The sequence below is a fragment of the Pontibacter diazotrophicus genome, assembly GCF_003367245.1.
In the GTDB taxonomy this organism is placed as follows: Bacteria; Bacteroidota; Bacteroidia; order Cytophagales; family Hymenobacteraceae; genus Pontibacter; species Pontibacter diazotrophicus.
Genome location: NZ_QRGR01000016.1, coordinates 29,111 through 45,181, shown reverse-complemented (window position 1 = coordinate 45,181; position 16,071 = coordinate 29,111). Strand labels below are relative to the sequence as shown.

14 protein-coding genes are annotated in these 16,071 nt (G+C 49.2%); 7 read left to right on the top strand and 7 right to left on the bottom strand.

Going from position 1 to position 16,071, the window contains the following annotated elements:
- Positions 1-37: 37 nt before the first annotated feature.
- From DXT99_RS15300 to DXT99_RS15290, 3 genes are all read right to left on the bottom strand, one after another.
- Entirely contained in the window at positions 38-427 is a 390-nt protein-coding gene (locus DXT99_RS15300; protein WP_115566451.1) for a type II toxin-antitoxin system VapC family toxin, read from the bottom strand.
- On the bottom strand, positions 427-633 hold the full coding sequence (gene vapB / locus DXT99_RS15295; RefSeq protein ID WP_115566450.1) for a type II toxin-antitoxin system VapB family antitoxin: 207 nt from the start codon (positions 631-633) through the stop codon (positions 427-429). The genes DXT99_RS15300 and vapB overlap by 1 nt, the downstream gene beginning before the upstream one ends.
- A 112-nt stretch (positions 634-745) precedes the next feature.
- Positions 746-1,795 carry an o-succinylbenzoate synthase gene (locus DXT99_RS15290; RefSeq protein ID WP_115566449.1) on the bottom strand — a complete coding sequence of 350 codons (1,050 nt, stop codon included), beginning with the start codon at positions 1,793-1,795 and terminating at the stop codon, positions 746-748.
- 261 nt (positions 1,796-2,056) lie between these two features.
- Between DXT99_RS15290 and egtB the strand changes: the two genes are divergently transcribed.
- The 3 genes from egtB (at position 2,057) to DXT99_RS15275 (ending at position 5,799) form a co-directional block, all read left to right on the top strand.
- On the top strand, positions 2,057-3,331 hold the full coding sequence (gene egtB / locus DXT99_RS15285; protein ID WP_115566448.1) for an ergothioneine biosynthesis protein EgtB: 1,275 nt from the start codon (positions 2,057-2,059) through the stop codon (positions 3,329-3,331).
- A gap of 4 nt (positions 3,332-3,335) precedes the next feature.
- Positions 3,336-4,343 carry an L-histidine N(alpha)-methyltransferase gene (gene egtD / locus DXT99_RS15280; RefSeq protein WP_115566470.1) on the top strand — a complete coding sequence of 336 codons (1,008 nt, stop codon included), beginning with the start codon at positions 3,336-3,338 and terminating at the stop codon, positions 4,341-4,343.
- A 340-nt stretch (positions 4,344-4,683) separates the two neighbouring features.
- Complete coding sequence (locus DXT99_RS15275; RefSeq protein WP_115566447.1) at positions 4,684-5,799, top strand: pyridoxal phosphate-dependent aminotransferase; 1,116 nt, start codon at positions 4,684-4,686, stop codon at positions 5,797-5,799.
- A gap of 325 nt (positions 5,800-6,124) precedes the next feature.
- On the opposite strand, the gene DXT99_RS15270 is transcribed toward DXT99_RS15275, so the two are convergent.
- Positions 6,125-7,048: a M90 family metallopeptidase gene (locus DXT99_RS15270; RefSeq protein WP_115566446.1), complete on the bottom strand. Its 924-nt coding sequence runs from the start codon at positions 7,046-7,048 to the stop codon at positions 6,125-6,127.
- A gap of 35 nt (positions 7,049-7,083) precedes the next feature.
- Positions 7,084-8,079: an acyl-CoA synthetase family protein gene (locus DXT99_RS15265; protein ID WP_115566445.1), complete on the bottom strand. Its 996-nt coding sequence runs from the start codon at positions 8,077-8,079 to the stop codon at positions 7,084-7,086.
- A gap of 69 nt (positions 8,080-8,148) precedes the next feature.
- Here DXT99_RS15265 and DXT99_RS15260 point away from each other — a divergent pair, with 69 nt between their 5' ends.
- Positions 8,149-8,703 carry a hypothetical protein gene (locus DXT99_RS15260; protein ID WP_115566444.1) on the top strand — a complete coding sequence of 185 codons (555 nt, stop codon included), beginning with the start codon at positions 8,149-8,151 and terminating at the stop codon, positions 8,701-8,703.
- A 74-nt stretch (positions 8,704-8,777) separates the two neighbouring features.
- Here DXT99_RS15260 and DXT99_RS15255 read toward each other — a convergent pair whose 3' ends face one another.
- Positions 8,778-11,186, bottom strand: a complete 2,409-nt coding sequence (locus DXT99_RS15255) for an alpha-ketoacid dehydrogenase subunit alpha/beta (protein ID WP_115566443.1) — start codon at positions 11,184-11,186, stop codon at positions 8,778-8,780.
- A 203-nt stretch (positions 11,187-11,389) separates the two neighbouring features.
- Between DXT99_RS15255 and DXT99_RS15250 the strand changes: the two genes are divergently transcribed.
- From DXT99_RS15250 to DXT99_RS15240, 3 genes are all read left to right on the top strand, one after another.
- On the top strand, positions 11,390-12,154 hold the full coding sequence (locus DXT99_RS15250; RefSeq protein WP_246000750.1) for a DUF1573 domain-containing protein: 765 nt from the start codon (positions 11,390-11,392) through the stop codon (positions 12,152-12,154).
- A gap of 244 nt (positions 12,155-12,398) precedes the next feature.
- Positions 12,399-13,511 carry an alanine dehydrogenase gene (gene ald / locus DXT99_RS15245; RefSeq protein WP_115566442.1) on the top strand — a complete coding sequence of 371 codons (1,113 nt, stop codon included), beginning with the start codon at positions 12,399-12,401 and terminating at the stop codon, positions 13,509-13,511.
- A 59-nt stretch (positions 13,512-13,570) separates the two neighbouring features.
- Positions 13,571-15,520, top strand: a complete 1,950-nt coding sequence (locus tag DXT99_RS15240; protein ID WP_147294235.1) for an LTA synthase family protein — start codon at positions 13,571-13,573, stop codon at positions 15,518-15,520.
- A 79-nt stretch (positions 15,521-15,599) separates the two neighbouring features.
- On the opposite strand, the gene DXT99_RS15235 is transcribed toward DXT99_RS15240, so the two are convergent.
- Positions 15,600-16,049, bottom strand: coding sequence for a type I restriction enzyme HsdR N-terminal domain-containing protein (locus DXT99_RS15235; RefSeq protein ID WP_115566440.1), 450 nt, complete (start codon positions 16,047-16,049; stop codon positions 15,600-15,602).
- Between the last annotated feature and the right edge of the window lie 22 nt (positions 16,050-16,071).

Here is a 16,071-nt window from a genome sequence, read left to right as displayed (position 1 = left end):
TGCCCGTTGTGAATATGACGTTAGCTTGGCGTTGGCTTTACTTACCCCAGATGAGCGCAATGCTGTAATTCACAAACACATCATCTTTTGACACCAGTGTAAGGCCTTCGGTTTTAGCCTGAGCGATGATTAATCTGTCAAAGGGGTCTCTGTGATGAAAATCTAAAGCTGTGTTCGCTAAGATATGAGCCGTTGTGATAGGCAATAATGTCAATCCACTTTGCTCAATAAGCTCAAATATCTCCTTTAGCTCTGCTTTCAGATCAAGTTTACCTAATGAATGTTTGATGCCCATTTCCCATAATGAGGCGATGCTGACAAAGCATGTATGGGCAGTATCTTCTATTAGTTCTTTTACACTGGCAGGCAAGTGTTCATCTTCTGTAATAAACCAAATGACAGCATGTGTGTCTAGTAGTAGGTTCATTACAGATACTCTTCAAAGTCGTTTAAAGGCTCATCAAAATCTTCCTTCATTTTTATGAGCCCCTTTGCTAAACCGGCTTTCCTCTGTACTTCAACCTTCCTTTTAGCTTTTGCCTTTGACTTGAGAAAATCAACAAAGTCACCTACCTCTTTTTTCATATCATCTGGCAGGGTTGCCAGTTTCATGTAAATATCAATATCAGCCATACTACAAGATAATGATTTATAACCAATTAAGTATACGGCACTTTCAATAACCGAAGTTGTTTTCTATCTGCTGAAAAGTGTATCCCATTGTGAATAAATCCGCTGTTGCCTTTTATCCTCTATACCACAACTGCCCCTGCTCTATCTGCAGCGCCGACGGAATATTGTTGTGGTAAAGCTGACCGGTGCCCAGGCCCTGCGGCATGGTGATGTCGTAGTTGGCAGTGAACTGGCTGATGGCATTGAGACCAATGTTGGACTCCAGCGCCGAAGTCACCCACCAGCCGATGTCACGCGCTTCTGCCAGCTCAATCCACTCAGCGCTGGCGGCGAGGCCGCCCACCAGCGTTGGTTTCAGGATGATGTACTGCGGGTTTATATTCTCCAGCAAAGCAACTTTTTCCTCCGGCTGCTGCACGCCTATCAGTTCTTCGTCGAGGGCAATGGGCACAGGGGTATAGGCGCAGAGTTGGGCCATGGCTTCGTGCTGCCCCTGCCTGATGGGCTGCTCAATGGAATGAAGCTCGTAGCGGGCCAGTCGCTCCAGCTTTTTATAAGCCTCCTGCGGCGAAAAGGCACCGTTGGCATCTACGCGCACCGTCAGTTCCTGTGCGTTGGCCACCTCGCGTATACTTTGAAGTATTTCCAATTCCTGCACAAAATCCAGCCCGCCTATTTTTAATTTCAGGCAACTGTAGCCTTCCTTCAGCTTCTTCTCTATCTGCTCCTGCATAAAGCGGCTGTCGCCCATCCAGATGAGGCCATTGATGGGTATACCGGCTTCCCCCCGGCTGAAAGCGTTGTCATACAAAAGCCGCCGACCGCCGTGCTGTAAGTCAAGCAGCGCTGTTTCTAAAGCGAAACGCAGCGCCGGCCACTCCTGCAGCTGCAGTTCCTCCGGCAGCGGCTTTTCTGCCTGCAGCTGTACCTGCTGCCCGTTTACCAGTTGCACCACCTCCTGTAGTTTCTGCTCCAGGTCAGGGCGGTCATCTATGCTCAGTCCTGCCAGAGGCGCGCACTCTCCCACTCCTATTGTCTCTGGTGCACGCTCCTGCCATAGGTTGACAAAATAGACCTTGTGCTCTGAAATAGCACCGCGCGAGGTGCGGGCATTGAACTTAAACTGCAGAGTGTGGGGGGTATAGCTAATGTTCATACTCATATGTTGCTGCTGTTGTTTTTGTGGCAAGATAAATCATAAACGGCATTTCTGACGTAGATGAAGATTCAAGTACAAGTATATGGCGGTTCATTATCTTAAGTTCTACTCGTATGCTTTAACCGAACACCTGTAGCTGCTGCCGGACAGTACGGCAACTTTCACCATGATACGGTGAAATTTCTAAACCTGCGGCCTTTACACTTGTTCAAACATGAGCCCTTCACATTGAGGGACAAAACCAACCCAACCAGCTGAGACAATATGAGCACCATTTTTACAGCACCTGCCACACAGGAAACAACACAACAATACCAGCATATTCGTGCCCGCACTGAATCTATTTGCCAGCCGCTGGAGCCGGAGGACACCGTAGTACAACCCATTATAGATGTAAGTCCTCCCAAGTGGCACATGGCGCATACCAGTTGGTTCTTCGAAACCTTCCTGTTGCAGCCACACCTGCCGGGCTATAAGCTTTTTCATAAGCAGTACAGCTACCTTTTCAACTCCTACTACAACAGCGTGGGCAGCCGTGTGCAGCGCGACCAGCGCAGCACCCTCACACGCCCGCCACTGCGCGACATCTATGCTTACCGCCAACACGTGGACGAGCATATGCAGCGGCTTTTCAAGCAACTGGATGAAGAGAAGTTAGCTGAACTTTTGCCAGTGTTGCAACTGGGCCTGCAGCACGAGCAGCAGCACCAGGAACTACTCATCACCGACATCAAGTATATTCTCAGCACCAACCCGCTGCTGCCAGTTTATAAGCCACAGCAACAGCAGCCAGGCAACTATCAGGCAACCAAAGCTACTTTTTTAGAAATTCCGGGCGGCACGTACACCATCGGCTTCCAGGGCGAGGGCTTTAGTTTTGATAATGAACTGGGCGTGCATGAGGTGCTTTTGGAGGACTTCCGGATCATGAACAGGCTTGTGACCAATGGAGAGTATTTGGAGTTTATGCAGGATGGCGGGTATAGGGATTTCAGGCATTGGCTGGATGAGGGGTTTGCGCTGGTAAATACCCAGAACCTGGAAGCACCGCTGTACTGGGTAAAACAGGAGGATGCCTGGCACCGCTTCACGATGCACGGGCTGGAAAAGGTGAACCTGAATGACCCGGTGTGCCACCTGAGTTTTTACGAAGCAGACGCCTATGCCAACTGGGCCGGAAAGCGCCTGCTCACAGAGTTTGAGTGGGAGGCGGCCTCGCAGGTATATCAACCTACAGGAGGAAACTTTGTGGAAAGCGGGCTACTGGAGCCTACCGCCGCAGACCCTGCTGCCGAGGGACTGCAACAGCTATTTGGTAATGTTTGGGAATGGACCTACAGCGCCTATCACCCCTACCCGGGTTTCACGAAAGCGCCCGGTGCCATTGGCGAGTACAACGGTAAGTTTATGCTAAACCAGATGGTGCTGCGTGGTGGCTCCTGCGCCACCTCCGAAAGCCACATCCGGACAACCTATCGCAATTTCTTTCACCCCGATAAGCGCTGGCAGTACAACGGCATCCGGCTTGCACAAAAATAAACAGATGGAATTGACCCGAACAGTAGCACCCATGATAGATTTGAGCCGCCAAGAGGACGGCACCAACAGTACAGAGACCTTTGCTAAGGTTGTGGCCGAGGGGCTCAGCCAAGAGCCAAAATCCCTGCCTTCGCGCTACTTCTATGATGCCGCTGGCAGCAAGCTTTTCCAGGACATTATGGCGCTGCCAGAATACTACCTGACCCGCTGCGAGTTTAAAGTGCTAACGGAAAACCGGCAGGAAATGGCAAAGCAGTTTGCTGAAAACAGCTTTTTCCATTTGATTGACTTAGGTGCCGGCGACGCCATGAAAACTAAAATTCTGCTGCGGGAGCTGAATGAGCAAAAAAGCGCTTTTGATTATGTGCCCGTGGATATATCCGGAGACGCCATGCGCCAGCTCAACGATAGCCTGCAACAGGAAATGCCTTCCGTGGACGTACAGGCTGTAGTGGGCGAGTACTTTCCGGCGCTGGAATGGCTGCAGGAGAATAAATCAGAGCGCAAGGTCGTGCTGTTTCTGGGCTCCAACATCGGCAACTTTAAGGCAGACGAAAGCAAACACTTCCTGCAGCGCATCTGCAGCAACCTTAGCCCCGGGGATAAACTCCTGATGGGCATCGACCTGCGCAAAGACCCGGACACTATCTTAAGCGCTTACAACGATGCGTCCGGTGTAACAGCCGAGTTTAACCTGAACCTGCTGCGCCGCATTAACAGCGAACTGGGCGGTAATTTTGACATAGACCAGTTCCGCCACTACCCTATCTACAACCCGCACGAAGGGGTGATGCGCAGCTTCCTTGTCAGCAAAAAGGACCAGGACGTGTATATCCGGGACACCGGCCAAACCTTTCATTTTGATGCCTGGGAGGCCATTCATACAGAGAACTCGCACAAATACTCGCTGCAGCAGGTGTCGGAGTTGGGAAAAGCCTGCGGCTTCAGCGTTGAAACTGTTTTCCAGGATGATGCCTGCGGCTTCGCAGACGTACTTTTCACTGTGGGTTAAGCTGTATAGCCTTTGTAGCTCCAAAGCTTGTTTCTATTTCATCCGTGCTTAAGCACGGATGAAAAGAGATAAATACATAGTTCGCTAATATTATGAAAACTCATGTACGAGCTAATTCCAGTCCCAGCGGGACGACCTGTTGATAGATATAATTTCTAATGCTCTTTAGCTCCAGAGGAGCGATCTGTAGCTTTGTTAAACAGGTCGCTCCTCTGGAGCTAAAGGTTTATGTAGGCTATCAGGCTATCAACAGGTCGTCCCGCTGAGACTCTTTACATGATGCGAGTGAATAAAACGTAAGCTTATTTCTTTTGAAAAACTGAAATTCTATCATCCTGCCATGGAATACATCTCCCTTGCCTCCGGCTCCAGCTATTTCCGTAGCCCGGGAGCGGCCACTGCAGCCGCTATTTCCGCTTTGCAAGCCGGTAAAACATTTTATGGCCCCACAGAAGGCACGCTGGAACTGCGACAGGCGATTTGCAACACATATAATAAGGACGGACTTAACGTAAGGCCGGAGCAGGTACTCATCACGCCAGGCAGTAAGCAGGCGCTGTTCAATTTGTTCACTATACTGCTGTGCCAGGGAGACGAGGTGGTAGTGCCGACACCGGCCTGGTTCGGGTTTCATGAGCTGATGAAATACAGTAAAGGTATGCTGGTGCCCCTCCCGACGCAGCTATCCGAAGGCTATGCCCTAACTCCTGAAGCGCTCCGCAAGACCCTGAACAGCCGTAGCCGTATACTTTTATTAACGAACCCCGGCAACCCTACCGGCCGCATTTATACAAAATCCGAGCTGGAGGCATTGCTGGAGGTGACAAATGAATTTCCGAACTTATATATCCTGTCAGATGAAATATATGACCGTGTTACTTACAGCAGGCCTTTTACTTCTCTCCTTTCCTGCAAGGGGGCGAAAGAAGAAAGAATCTTCCTCATAAACGGCTTCTCCAAGTCTTTTGCCATGTCTGGTTGGCGCTTGGGTTACATGCTAGGCCCGGAAGAGGTAATCAAGAAGTGTATTGATTTCCAGGGAAGTACTTTAGCAGGTGTGAGTGTGTTTCTACAGGACGCCGCACTGGCTACCCTCGAAAAGCAAGACCAGGCGCTACCTCCTATGCTGGAGGTGCTGGCGCAAAACAGGCAGTTGATGCAGGAAGGGCTGGACGCGATACCGGAAGTGAAGTACTATACACCCGACGGCGCCTACTACTTCTTCCCTGATTTTAGCCATTACCTCAACAGGGAAACACCGTCCGGTGAAACTATAACCACCTCCGTCGACCTCTGCCGATACCTTCGCGAAAGCCACAGCTTAGAACTCGTACCCGGAGACTACTTCGGTGCCCCCGGCCACGCCCGTATGTCCTTTGCGATAGAAATGCCAAAGCTTCAGGAGGCTATGCAGCGGCTGAAGCAGGGGCTGCTTGTTATTCGTTGTTCGTTTTAATTTTTTAATGTGCATTGTGCGAAAGTATAACAATCAAGCTCTTTTAGCGAGAAGAAGCACAGGGGAATCAGGACCTTTTAATGTCATTCATCATAAGCATGGGTTAATTCAAAAAGTCCCAGCGGAGCGACCTGTTGATAGCATATGGACTACAAAAACCTTTAGCTCCAGCGGAGCGACCTGTCTGACACAAAGTTACAGGTCGCTCCGCTGGAGCTAAAAACATTAGAATTTATATCTATCAACAGGTCGTCCAGCTGAGACTTAAAAACAATGAACGTAGTATCTTCCCCATCATCGAAAAACGAATAACTAACAACGAAAATCAAGCTGCAGACTTCTTAAGCTTGCAACACTTCTTATATTTCTCGCCGCTGCCGCAGGGGCAGGGTTCGTTGCGGCCCACGCGTTTGCCATAGGGATTCAGTAGTTCCTTAAAGTTGATCCGGAATCGGCGCTTGATGTTCTTCTGATGAAAAATCTCTGTCAGCAACTTGTATAGCTCGGGGTGCTTCTCGGCCAATTGGTCTGGCTTCTCGAAAAAATATTCTGTAACGACGGCAAAGAACTCCGCCTCGCTGGTAGCGCCATAATTGTTGATATCGGATTCACCCTGCTTGATTTTCTTTATTTTCCGGTACATCAGCTCCTGCCAGGGCCTTATTAGATCATCTGGCAAATAGGCTTCCGGTGTACCGTCTATCTCGCCGTCTGCCTGGTCCAGCATGTGGGCGAACTCATGGATGCCCACATTCTTCCGGTCGGCCATATCATTGAAGCCGCGCTCCAGGGCAGGCTTGGAAAGGGTTACGTAGTGGTCGTTCTGGAAAGGATTCACACGCCCCAGCACTTCTGAAACCGCCTCATTGTTTTCGTTCTTGTAGCGCTTGATACTTCCCGGAAACACCAGTACCTCTCCCAGGTTCTGGTACTCCCAGTCCCGGAAACCGAAGATAGGGATGATGGCACTCGCGCCAACCAATATCTTCGTCAGGTCGTCCACCACCACATCTATGCCAGTAATTCGCTTCTCTGACAGGAAGAGCTGCAGCATCTTCTCAAAGCGCCGCTTGTCTTCGTCGGTTTTCAGGGTATGGTAAAAGCCAACCCGATCCATCAGAATTTTGCGCCACTCTGCCGGAAACTCCTGCGCCAGCACTTTTTTGCGCCTGCGCGTTTTGCGGGTGGCCCATCTATAAAAAAGCAGGCATACGCCTGCTACCAATGCAAAAAAAACAATGTAACCCATGCCTCTCTTAAACGCGCCCTAAGCAGGAAAGATGCTCAGACAACAAGTAAATTACATCCTCTTATATCTGAGTTGTCGAAACGCCCAAGTACTTCAAAGCTGCCATCCGCGTGAACCCGTCCAATATCTTTGGTCTCAATAAAAGCACAGGAGTCAACATTAGCCAGATCTATCACGTTGATGCCGCCGGAGCGATGGTCAGGACTAATATCGAAAGGGTCGTTAAGGTCGCGGAGGAGAATGCGCATGGTATAGCCGGGCCAGAAAATGCCTTCGCCTTTGGAATATCCCTGCGAGAGCAGCTCCGTCATGCCGTACTCCGAGTGAATGGTGTCTACGCCAAAGCCCCTTTTTAGCTGTGCGTGTAACTCTTCCCGAATCATCTCGCGGCGGCGGCCTTTCATCCCTCCTGTCTCCATTACAATGACGCCGCTAAAGTCCTCCTTCCCTTTCAATTTGTCTGCCAGGTCCAGCAGGGCGTATGAAACTCCTATCAGCAAGACCTTCTTTCCACGTTGTCTTGCCTGCCGTAGGGCCTGCAACAGTTTGTCGTGCTCGCGCAGGTAAAAACCTTCCTCCTGCTGCCCCGTCTTTCTGATAAAATGGTCAACCATGGCTACCAGCGAAGAACCTCCCTGCTCAAGGTAAGACGGAAGCAGAGCCAGCACGACATAACTTTGCAGGGGCCCGTAGAACTTCTCAAAGGTATGCTCTGTTATGTGGTCATACAACGCAAGGTCAGATACAAAATGGCGGCTTCGGGTTTGTTGGGTCGTGCCGCTGCTGTAAAAAATAGCCTCAGCCTCGAAAGCATCTGTTTTTACTTCATGTTCCTTGAAGAACTCTATCGGCAAAAACGGAATCTGCTCCGGCACCTGTACTCCGCCTGGTTCTATACCCAGATACTGGATGTATGACCTGTAAACAGCATTGTGCTGCGCCTGGTAACGGAACAGATCCAAGGCAGCAGTCTTAAAGTCTGCAAGCTCCTGTTGCTGCAGCAGGCTGATATGATGTTTTTTATAGTCCATTGAATACAACAAATCCTATATTTCCTGCGTTAGTTTTAGTAAATTTAGCTTCATTTTCTGATATCCTATATGAAATACCTCCTAAAGTATAGCGCAGCCTTGCTGCTGCTGGCCTTGTTGGTTAGTGGTTGCCGCGAGGAACCGAACTACCCCAATGAACCTACTATCGCGTTCGATCGCGTAGACCAGTACACCTATACTAAGAACAGAATTACGTTTGACTCCCTGGTAGTGGTTGTGGATTTTACGGATGGTGACGGTAATTTAGGGCTCCGAAGGACTCCTACAGGCAATTCAGATCCTGATTTCCAGCCACCCTTCGATCAAAGCTCTCCTTATTTCAACAACTTTTTTGCAAATCTACAGATCAAAAGGGGAAGTATTTATGTCCCTTACCCTTTTCCGGTAGCAAGCCTGAACCTGAACGGCCGTTTTCCACGCCTCTCTACCGATGATCAGGATGAAACCCTTGAAGGGGAGATAAGATACACACTCACCAACTTCTCTAATGACATTTTTGACCCAAGGGATACTGTTCGCTTTGAAATATACATTTATGACAGAGCACTGAACAAGAGCAATGTTGTTTATTCAGATGACGTTGTGCTTTTCCAGGGAGAATAAAGAAAATTAACCATAAAAAAACCCGGCAGTTAAACTGCCGGGTTTTTTTATGGTTAATTTTCTTTAAAGGCTCTTTAATAGATGGCAGGATAGGCCTCTGGGTCAGCTTCGTGCATCATATCATATACTGTTTCGAATACATCCTCCACGTTTGGCTTTGAAAAGTAGTCACCATCAGAAGAGTATGGAGGACGGTGCGCGTGTGCTGACAGACACTGAGGCTTGGAATCCAGCCAACGGTATGCACCCTGCTCATCCACTACCTGTTGCATCATATAGCCGGTGGCTCCACCAGGCACGTCCTCATCAGTAAACAGCACCCGGTTTGTTTTCCGGATTGAATCTGTAATCATATGGTCAGTATCGAACGGTAACAGCGTCTGCACGTCTATTACTTCAGCCGAGATACCGTATTCTTCCAGTTGTTTGGCTGCCTCTACCACAATGCGGCACATAGAGCCATAGGTTACAATGGTAATATCGGTACCAACCTTCAGAATTTCAGGCTTGCCAAGCGGCAAGGTAAACTCCGCGATATTATTCGGTATACGTTCCTTCAGGCGGTAGCCATTCAGGCACTCGATTATTAATGCAGGCTCATCTGACTTTAACAGCGTGTTGTAGAATCCTGCTGCCTGTGTCATACTGCGTGGCACGAGCACGTGCATTCCGCGAAGGCTGTTGAGTACCATGCCGATTGGTGAACCGGAGTGCCAGATGCCCTCCAGGCGGTGACCCCGCGTACGCACAATGAGCGGTGCCTTCTGCCCTCCTTTGGTGCGGTACTGTAAAGTAGCCAGGTCATCAGACAGTATCTGGATAGCATATAGCAGATAGTCGAGGTACTGTATTTCAGCAATAGGGCGCAGGCCGCGAAGCGCAGCACCTATCCCCTGCCCAATGATGGTACACTCCCGGATGCCGGTATCTGTAACGCGTAATTCGCCATACTTCTCCTGCAGACCGGCAAAGGCCTGGTTCACATCTCCTATATAGCCTACGTCTTCTCCAATGGCGAACACACGCGGGTCACGGGCCAGCATAGCATCAAAGCACGCCTGCAGTACCTCCCGGCCATCCACCGAAGGAGAGTTCTCATCAAACTCCGGTTTTACCTCCTCTACCAGCAGCGCTGATTTTTCTGACTGGCTGAAAAGGTAGGAGTTATAGCGATCTGCGTTTTCGCCCATGGCTTGCTCTAACCAGCCAACCAATTCACGCTTGGCCTGGCTGCGCTCATCACGCACAAAGCGCAGCGCTTTACGCACGGCCTTCACAGCGTCGCTTCTGATGGGAGGAGCTATTTTACGCAACTCTTTGGTGATAGTGGCAATCTGTGTCGTATGGTCGCTGACAGCAGCAAGGTTATCCAGCAGTTTCAGCGCTTCGTCGTGGTCTTCTTTTATAGCGCCGGCAAAGTCACTCCAGGCCTTGCCACGGGCAGCACGAACGGCATCTTTTGCCTCTGCTTCAATTTTATCTACCTGCTCTGTAGTGGCAATACCATTCTCCAGCATCCACTCACGCATTTTTTTCAGGCAATCATACTCCTCTTCCCACTTCAGGCGCTCCACAGGCTTGTAACGCTCATGCGAGCCGGAAGTAGAATGGCCCTGCGGCTGTGTCATCTCCTCTACGTGCACCAGTACCGGCACGTGCTGCTCGCGGCAAACACGTACAGCAGCCTCATACGTTTCGCAAAGGGCCATGTAATCCCAGCCTTTTACTTTAAAGATTTCGTATCCCTGCTCCTCCTCGCTGTTGCGCTGGAAGCCGGCCAGAATCTCAGAAATGCTGCCTTTTGTGGTCTGGTATTCGGCTGGCACCGAAATGCCGTAGCCATCGTCCCAGACAGAGACCAGCATCGGAATCTGCAATACACCCGCCGCATTGATAGCCTCAAAGAAGGGTCCCTCGGAGGTAGACGCGTTGCCAATTGTGCCGAAGGCTACTTCATTTCCGTTCGCGGAGAACTGCTTCAGGTGCTTCAGATGCGGATTTTGGCGGTATAATTTCGAGGCATAAGCCAACCCGACGAGGCGCGGCATCTGCCCTGCTGTCGGGGATATATCTGCGCTGGAGTTCTTTATCTCCATCAGGTTCTTCCAGTTTCCCTCATCATCCAGAGACCGTGTGCCGAAGTGGCCATTCATGGCACGGCCTGCCGTGGAGGGGTCTGCCTCTATATCTGTGTGGGCATATAGTTGCGCAAAGTACTGCTGTAGCGTCAACTCACCTATTGCAAACATCAGGGTCTGGTCGCGGTAGTAACCGGAGCGGAAATCGCCGGGCATAAAAAACTTGGCCATCGCCAACTGTGCCAGTTCCTTTCCATCGCCGAAGATGCCGAACTTCGCTTTGCCCATGAACACCTCCTTGCGTCCGGCAAGGCTGGCCTGCCGGCTCTCCCACCCAATACGGTAGTCGTTCAGGATCTCTTCAGCTGTTAGTTTTTGAGTGATAGACGCTTCAGCAGTTTGCATGTTTTATCAGTTAGACTACAGTTAGACTAATAGTGTGTTTTAACTCATCAAAAGTACGGAAGAATCCCCTAAATTCAAATTCAGGGACATTTGGCACAGGCAGCCACTTTGGGGAATTTCCAGTTTTTGAAAAAGAATTTTGTATATTTGTTTTGCTCTGAACATTACAAAACTTTATTTGCTTAAAATTTGCTCTTCAGCTTATGACCAGAAAGCTTTACTTCTTAACTCTGCTCTGTTTTGTGTTTGCTGCCTGTGCAGCAAGGGCACAAGGCAAGCTGAGCTTTGAGAAAGAAACCCACGACTTCGGTACTATTGCAGAGGGCACACAAGCTACTTACGAGTTTAGAGTGAAAAATGTGGGGGATCAGCCGGTAATAATCTCCACTGTTCAGCCCGCCTGCGGTTGCACCACGCCTACCTGGACAAAAGAACCTTTATTACCGGGAAAAGTTGGCGTGATTACTGCAGTATACAATAGCACGGGCCGACCGGGCCCGTTCCATAAAGCCATTACAGTTACCTCTACGGCTGAAGAGCCGACACAGGTATTGTACATAAAAGGTGACGTTGGGCCGAAAGATTTAAAATCTGTACCTACACAGGAACAAAAAATAATGTCTCCGCGTTTGGCAGTTGGCAGCACAAATTATAACTTCGGGAAACTTGAAAAAGGCCAAAAAGCCATTGCCAGGTTTCAAATAAAAAATACGGGCCGCCAGCCACTTGTTGTACAGGGAATAAAGGCTGCCTGCAACTGTGTTCAGTACCGTGTTTCAGAGTCTTCTTTAAAACCAGGACAAACAGCACTTTTGGAACTAAGGTACAGTGCCAATGTGTTAGAAGAGCAAAACGAGGTAGTAACAGTTCTTTCAAATGATATAATAGTGCCCACGCTCAGGCTAACGCTTAAAGCGACAGTAATAGAGCCGCAGGCACGTCAAGATATGTTAAGGGAAGGCAAATAAGCCGGCACCTTAGAGATAGTTTTTTTCATAGTTTTATTTTGTACTAATGGCAGTGATTTTATCGCTGCCTTTTTTCATTTAAGGGGCTTCGGCTTTTCCTTCGCTGCCTTTTTATTTTATACCGATCCCCGGCATCTTTTCTCCCGTTATACCCTTCTAAAATGTAGTAGACTGCGGGTATTTTATTTCAGGATACTTATGGTATCTTTGCGCAGCTTTTCAAAACCACTTTAAATAGAACCACATGATTATTGGTGTTCCGAAGGAAATCAAGAATAACGAAAACCGTGTAGGGGTTACACCTGCCGGCGTGATTGAACTGGTGCGCAATGGCCACACTGTTTACGTACAATCTACTGCCGGCGACGGCAGTGGTTTTGCTGATGACGATTATATAAGAGCGGGTGCTTCTATGCTTCCTGGGATTGAGGAGGTATATGGCATAGCCGAGATGATTATCAAAGTAAAAGAGCCGATTGAGTCTGAGTATTCCCTGATCAAGGAAGACCAGTTGCTGTTTACTTATTTCCATTTCGCCTCTTACGAGCCTCTTACGCACGCCATGATAGAGCGCAAGGCGGTGTGTCTTGCTTATGAAACAGTAGAAAAAGCTGACAGAACCCTTCCTTTGCTGATTCCAATGTCTGAGGTGGCAGGCCGTATGGCCATTCAGGAAGGCGCTAAATACCTGGAGAAGCCAATGCAGGGCCGTGGTATTCTGTTAGGCGGCGTACCGGGTGTGCGTCCGGCTAAAGTAATGATTCTGGGTGGTGGTGTGGTAGGCACAAACGCTGCTAAAATGGCGGCTGGTATGGGTGCCGATGTAACCATTATGGACAACAACCTGCAGCGCCTGCGCTACCTGGATGATATCATGCCTGCGAACGTGAACACCTTCATGTCCAACGAATATAACATCCGTGAGCTGCTGACAACCCACGACCTTATCATTGGTGCAGTATTGATACCGGGTGCCAAGGCACCTCACCTGATAACACGCGACATGCTGAAGCAGATGCGTCCGGGAACGGTGGTAGTAGACGTAGCAGTAGACCAGGGTGGTTGCATTGAAACATGCAAGCCTACTACGCACGAGAACCCAACTTATATTATTGATGATGTAGTACATTACTGCGTAGCGAATATGCCGGGTGCCGTGCCTTATACATCTACACTGGCACTTACCAACGCCACGCTGCCATACGCGCTCCAACTGGCTAATAAAGGCTGGAAGAAAGCCTGCGCCGACAACGTAGAACTGTTGAAAGGCCTGAACGTGGTACAAGGCAATGTTGTTTATGAGGGTGTTGCACAAGCCTTTGGCTTGGAATTTGTACCGGCTGAGAACGTGCTGTAACAAAGACAATCAGATAAACGGGGCGCCTTTTTGACATTGTCAGAAAGGCGTTCTTATTTTTGCACAGAGTTTGTAAAGCAAGAGCCAGGGTAGCGGCTATAAAAGCACCTCGTGCTCCCTACAGCACCTTTACAGATAACAGCTTCATGTTCGACACCTCTTTTAAACTACTGCTGCGCCGCCTCGGCCTTATATTAGGGCTTTATATGCTGTTGCGCGTAGTTTTCTTCTGCTTTCATTACAGCACATTTGCGGAGGCTGATGCAATGGAAACGCTGCTGGCTTTCCTGCACGGCCTGCGATTTGATGTGGCAGCCATCATCATCACGAACAGCCTGTTTATTGTGCTCTCCCTTTTGCCAGCCGGCAACACGCTGCACCCACGGTACCAGCGCCTGCTCAAGTGGGTGTTTGTGCTGTCTAATGCGCCTTTTATCGCCCTGGCTTTGGTGGATGTGGAGTTCTTCAGTTTCATTGGAAGGCGCTCCAGCAACGAGCTTTTCACCATCACAAATGATATTACAAATCAACTCGGGCAGCTGCTGAGTAACTACTGGTATCTCGGCCTTGCTTTCCTGTTGCTGGTGCTGTGCCTCGTAAAGCTGTACCCCAAAGCACCTGCTGCACCTGCTGTTACGGCTTCCGTCTGGAAACGCAGCCTGTGCCTGTTATTGGTAGCGGCCTTCGCCGTGTTTGGCATCCGGGGTGGTTGGCAACTGAAACCGCTGCGCCCAAGCCACGCCTTTGTGCTGGAGCCTCCTTCCCTTGGTCACCTCACACTGAATACTCCCTTTACTTTTATTAAAAGTGTAGGAAAGGCACAGCTAGAAGAGAAACATTATTACAGTACTGAGGAGGAATTGCTGGCAGCACTGCCTTTTAATCCTGACCAATATAAGCAGCAGGATGTGGAGCAGAAGCGGGAAAACATAGTCATTATCATTTTAGAGGGCTTTGCTGCGGAGTATGTAGGAGCCTTAAACAATGGAAAAGGCTACACCCCTTTTCTCGACTCGCTGGCTACGCAGGGTGTGCTGTTCGAAAATGCTTTTGCCAATGGCCGGAAATCCATAGAGGCATTGCCATCTATTCTGGCGAGTATTCCCTCTCTGATGCAGGAGCCATTCATTACCTCTCCTTATCAGGCAAATGAATTATATGGATTAGGTCATGCCCTGCAACAGGAAGGCTATCGAACCGCCATGTTTCATGGGGCAGCCAACGGCACAATGGGCTTTAACGATTTCGCACGGGCAGCCGGCATACAGGAATACTACGGCTTAGACGAGTACCCGTCAACCCTTCGTGCCAGCGACTTCGACGGGCAGTGGGGTATATTCGATGAACCTTACCTCCGGTATGTATCCAAAGAGCTCACCACTTTTCAGGAGCCTTTTATGGCTACTCTTTTTACATTGAGTTCTCATCAGCCCTACACGATACCATACAAGTATAAAGGCCGTTTCCCGAAGGGAAAGCTGAACATACACGAGTCTATTGGGTACGCTGACTTTGCGCTGCGGGAGTTTTTTGCCGCCGCCTCCAGGGAGCCATGGTATAAGAATACACTATTTATACTTACTGCTGATCATACGCAGGAAAGCATCTCCCCGGCTTACCAAAACGAGTTAGGCCACTACCGGGTGCCCTTGCTCCTGTTTCATCCTTCCAAGGATTTGGGCGACGTAAATGAAACGCAGGTCATCCAGCATACCGATATAATGCCGACAGTAACAGACTACCTGAACATTTCTGTAGATAAGGTACTGCCATTCGGGCGTTCTGTCTTTGATGACAATAGCTCCGGCCGCGCCTTGTTATATAATGGGAATGCCTGGTTTATGGTGCAGCAGGATGAGGTGACCGAACTGACACAGGATAACCAGGTGCGGTTTTACACACTCGCGGACATGGCTCCTGCCCCCTCAGCCGAACAGCAGTTAAAGGCGTATGTGCAGTATTTCATAAACGGGATGATCGGGAACAAGCTGTACTTTTACAATGAATGAATTTTGAATAACTGAATTTTGAATAATTGAATATGCAAGGTGTCAGTATCGTTCAACCATTCAGTTATTCAAAATTCAGTTATTCAGAATTGAAGACAGGTATCTCCTGCAGGGGCTTAAATTGCCTTGTATCGAAATCCACCTGCCAGCAAAAATGCTCCAGCCCGTTGGTAATCGCCACAAACTGCGCCTGCAGCGTTTGGTTGTATACCGAGACCTGCTTCACGACTTCCTGCGTAATGGGTACATGCGTTGCTTTGCACTCTACCAGCAGATGGGGCTTCCCCTCCTGGTTATACACACATAAATCTGAGCGCTTCTGCAACTTGTTATAGTTGGTGCCCCGCTCAATGCTAATCAGACTTTTAGGGTAAGAAAGCGTATTGATAAGGTAATGTACAAAATGCTGCCGCACCCACTCTTCAGGTGTTAGCACTACGTATTTTCGGCGTATTGCATCAAAAATCAGGTAATTTGCGCCGGATTTTGTAATTTTGTGTTCAAATGGTGGCAAATTCAAAGCATCCATGCCTGCAATTTAGCCATTTTCT

What these genes read in the sequence shown, in the direction of transcription:
- ald (WP_115566442.1), top strand. Translation starts at nt 12,399, where the DNA reads ATGATTATTGGTGTTCCGAAGGAAATCAAGAATAACGAAAACCGTGTA.
- DXT99_RS15255 (WP_115566443.1), bottom strand. Translation starts at nt 11,186, where the DNA reads ATGCAAACTGCTGAAGCGTCTATCACTCAAAAACTAACAGCTGAAGAG.
- egtD (WP_115566470.1), top strand. Translation starts at nt 3,336, where the DNA reads ATGGAATTGACCCGAACAGTAGCACCCATGATAGATTTGAGCCGCCAA.
- DXT99_RS15265 (WP_115566445.1), bottom strand. Translation starts at nt 8,079, where the DNA reads ATGGACTATAAAAAACATCATATCAGCCTGCTGCAGCAACAGGAGCTT.
- vapB (WP_115566450.1), bottom strand. Translation starts at nt 633, where the DNA reads ATGGCTGATATTGATATTTACATGAAACTGGCAACCCTGCCAGATGAT.
- egtB (WP_115566448.1), top strand. Translation starts at nt 2,057, where the DNA reads ATGAGCACCATTTTTACAGCACCTGCCACACAGGAAACAACACAACAA.
- DXT99_RS15290 (WP_115566449.1), bottom strand. Translation starts at nt 1,795, where the DNA reads ATGAGTATGAACATTAGCTATACCCCCCACACTCTGCAGTTTAAGTTC.
- DXT99_RS15250 (WP_246000750.1), top strand. Translation starts at nt 11,390, where the DNA reads ATGACCAGAAAGCTTTACTTCTTAACTCTGCTCTGTTTTGTGTTTGCT.
- DXT99_RS15260 (WP_115566444.1), top strand. Translation starts at nt 8,149, where the DNA reads ATGAAATACCTCCTAAAGTATAGCGCAGCCTTGCTGCTGCTGGCCTTG.
- DXT99_RS15300 (WP_115566451.1), bottom strand. Translation starts at nt 427, where the DNA reads ATGAACCTACTACTAGACACACATGCTGTCATTTGGTTTATTACAGAA.
- DXT99_RS15275 (WP_115566447.1), top strand. Translation starts at nt 4,684, where the DNA reads ATGGAATACATCTCCCTTGCCTCCGGCTCCAGCTATTTCCGTAGCCCG.
- DXT99_RS15270 (WP_115566446.1), bottom strand. Translation starts at nt 7,048, where the DNA reads ATGGGTTACATTGTTTTTTTTGCATTGGTAGCAGGCGTATGCCTGCTT.
- DXT99_RS15235 (WP_115566440.1), bottom strand. Translation starts at nt 16,049, where the DNA reads ATGGATGCTTTGAATTTGCCACCATTTGAACACAAAATTACAAAATCC.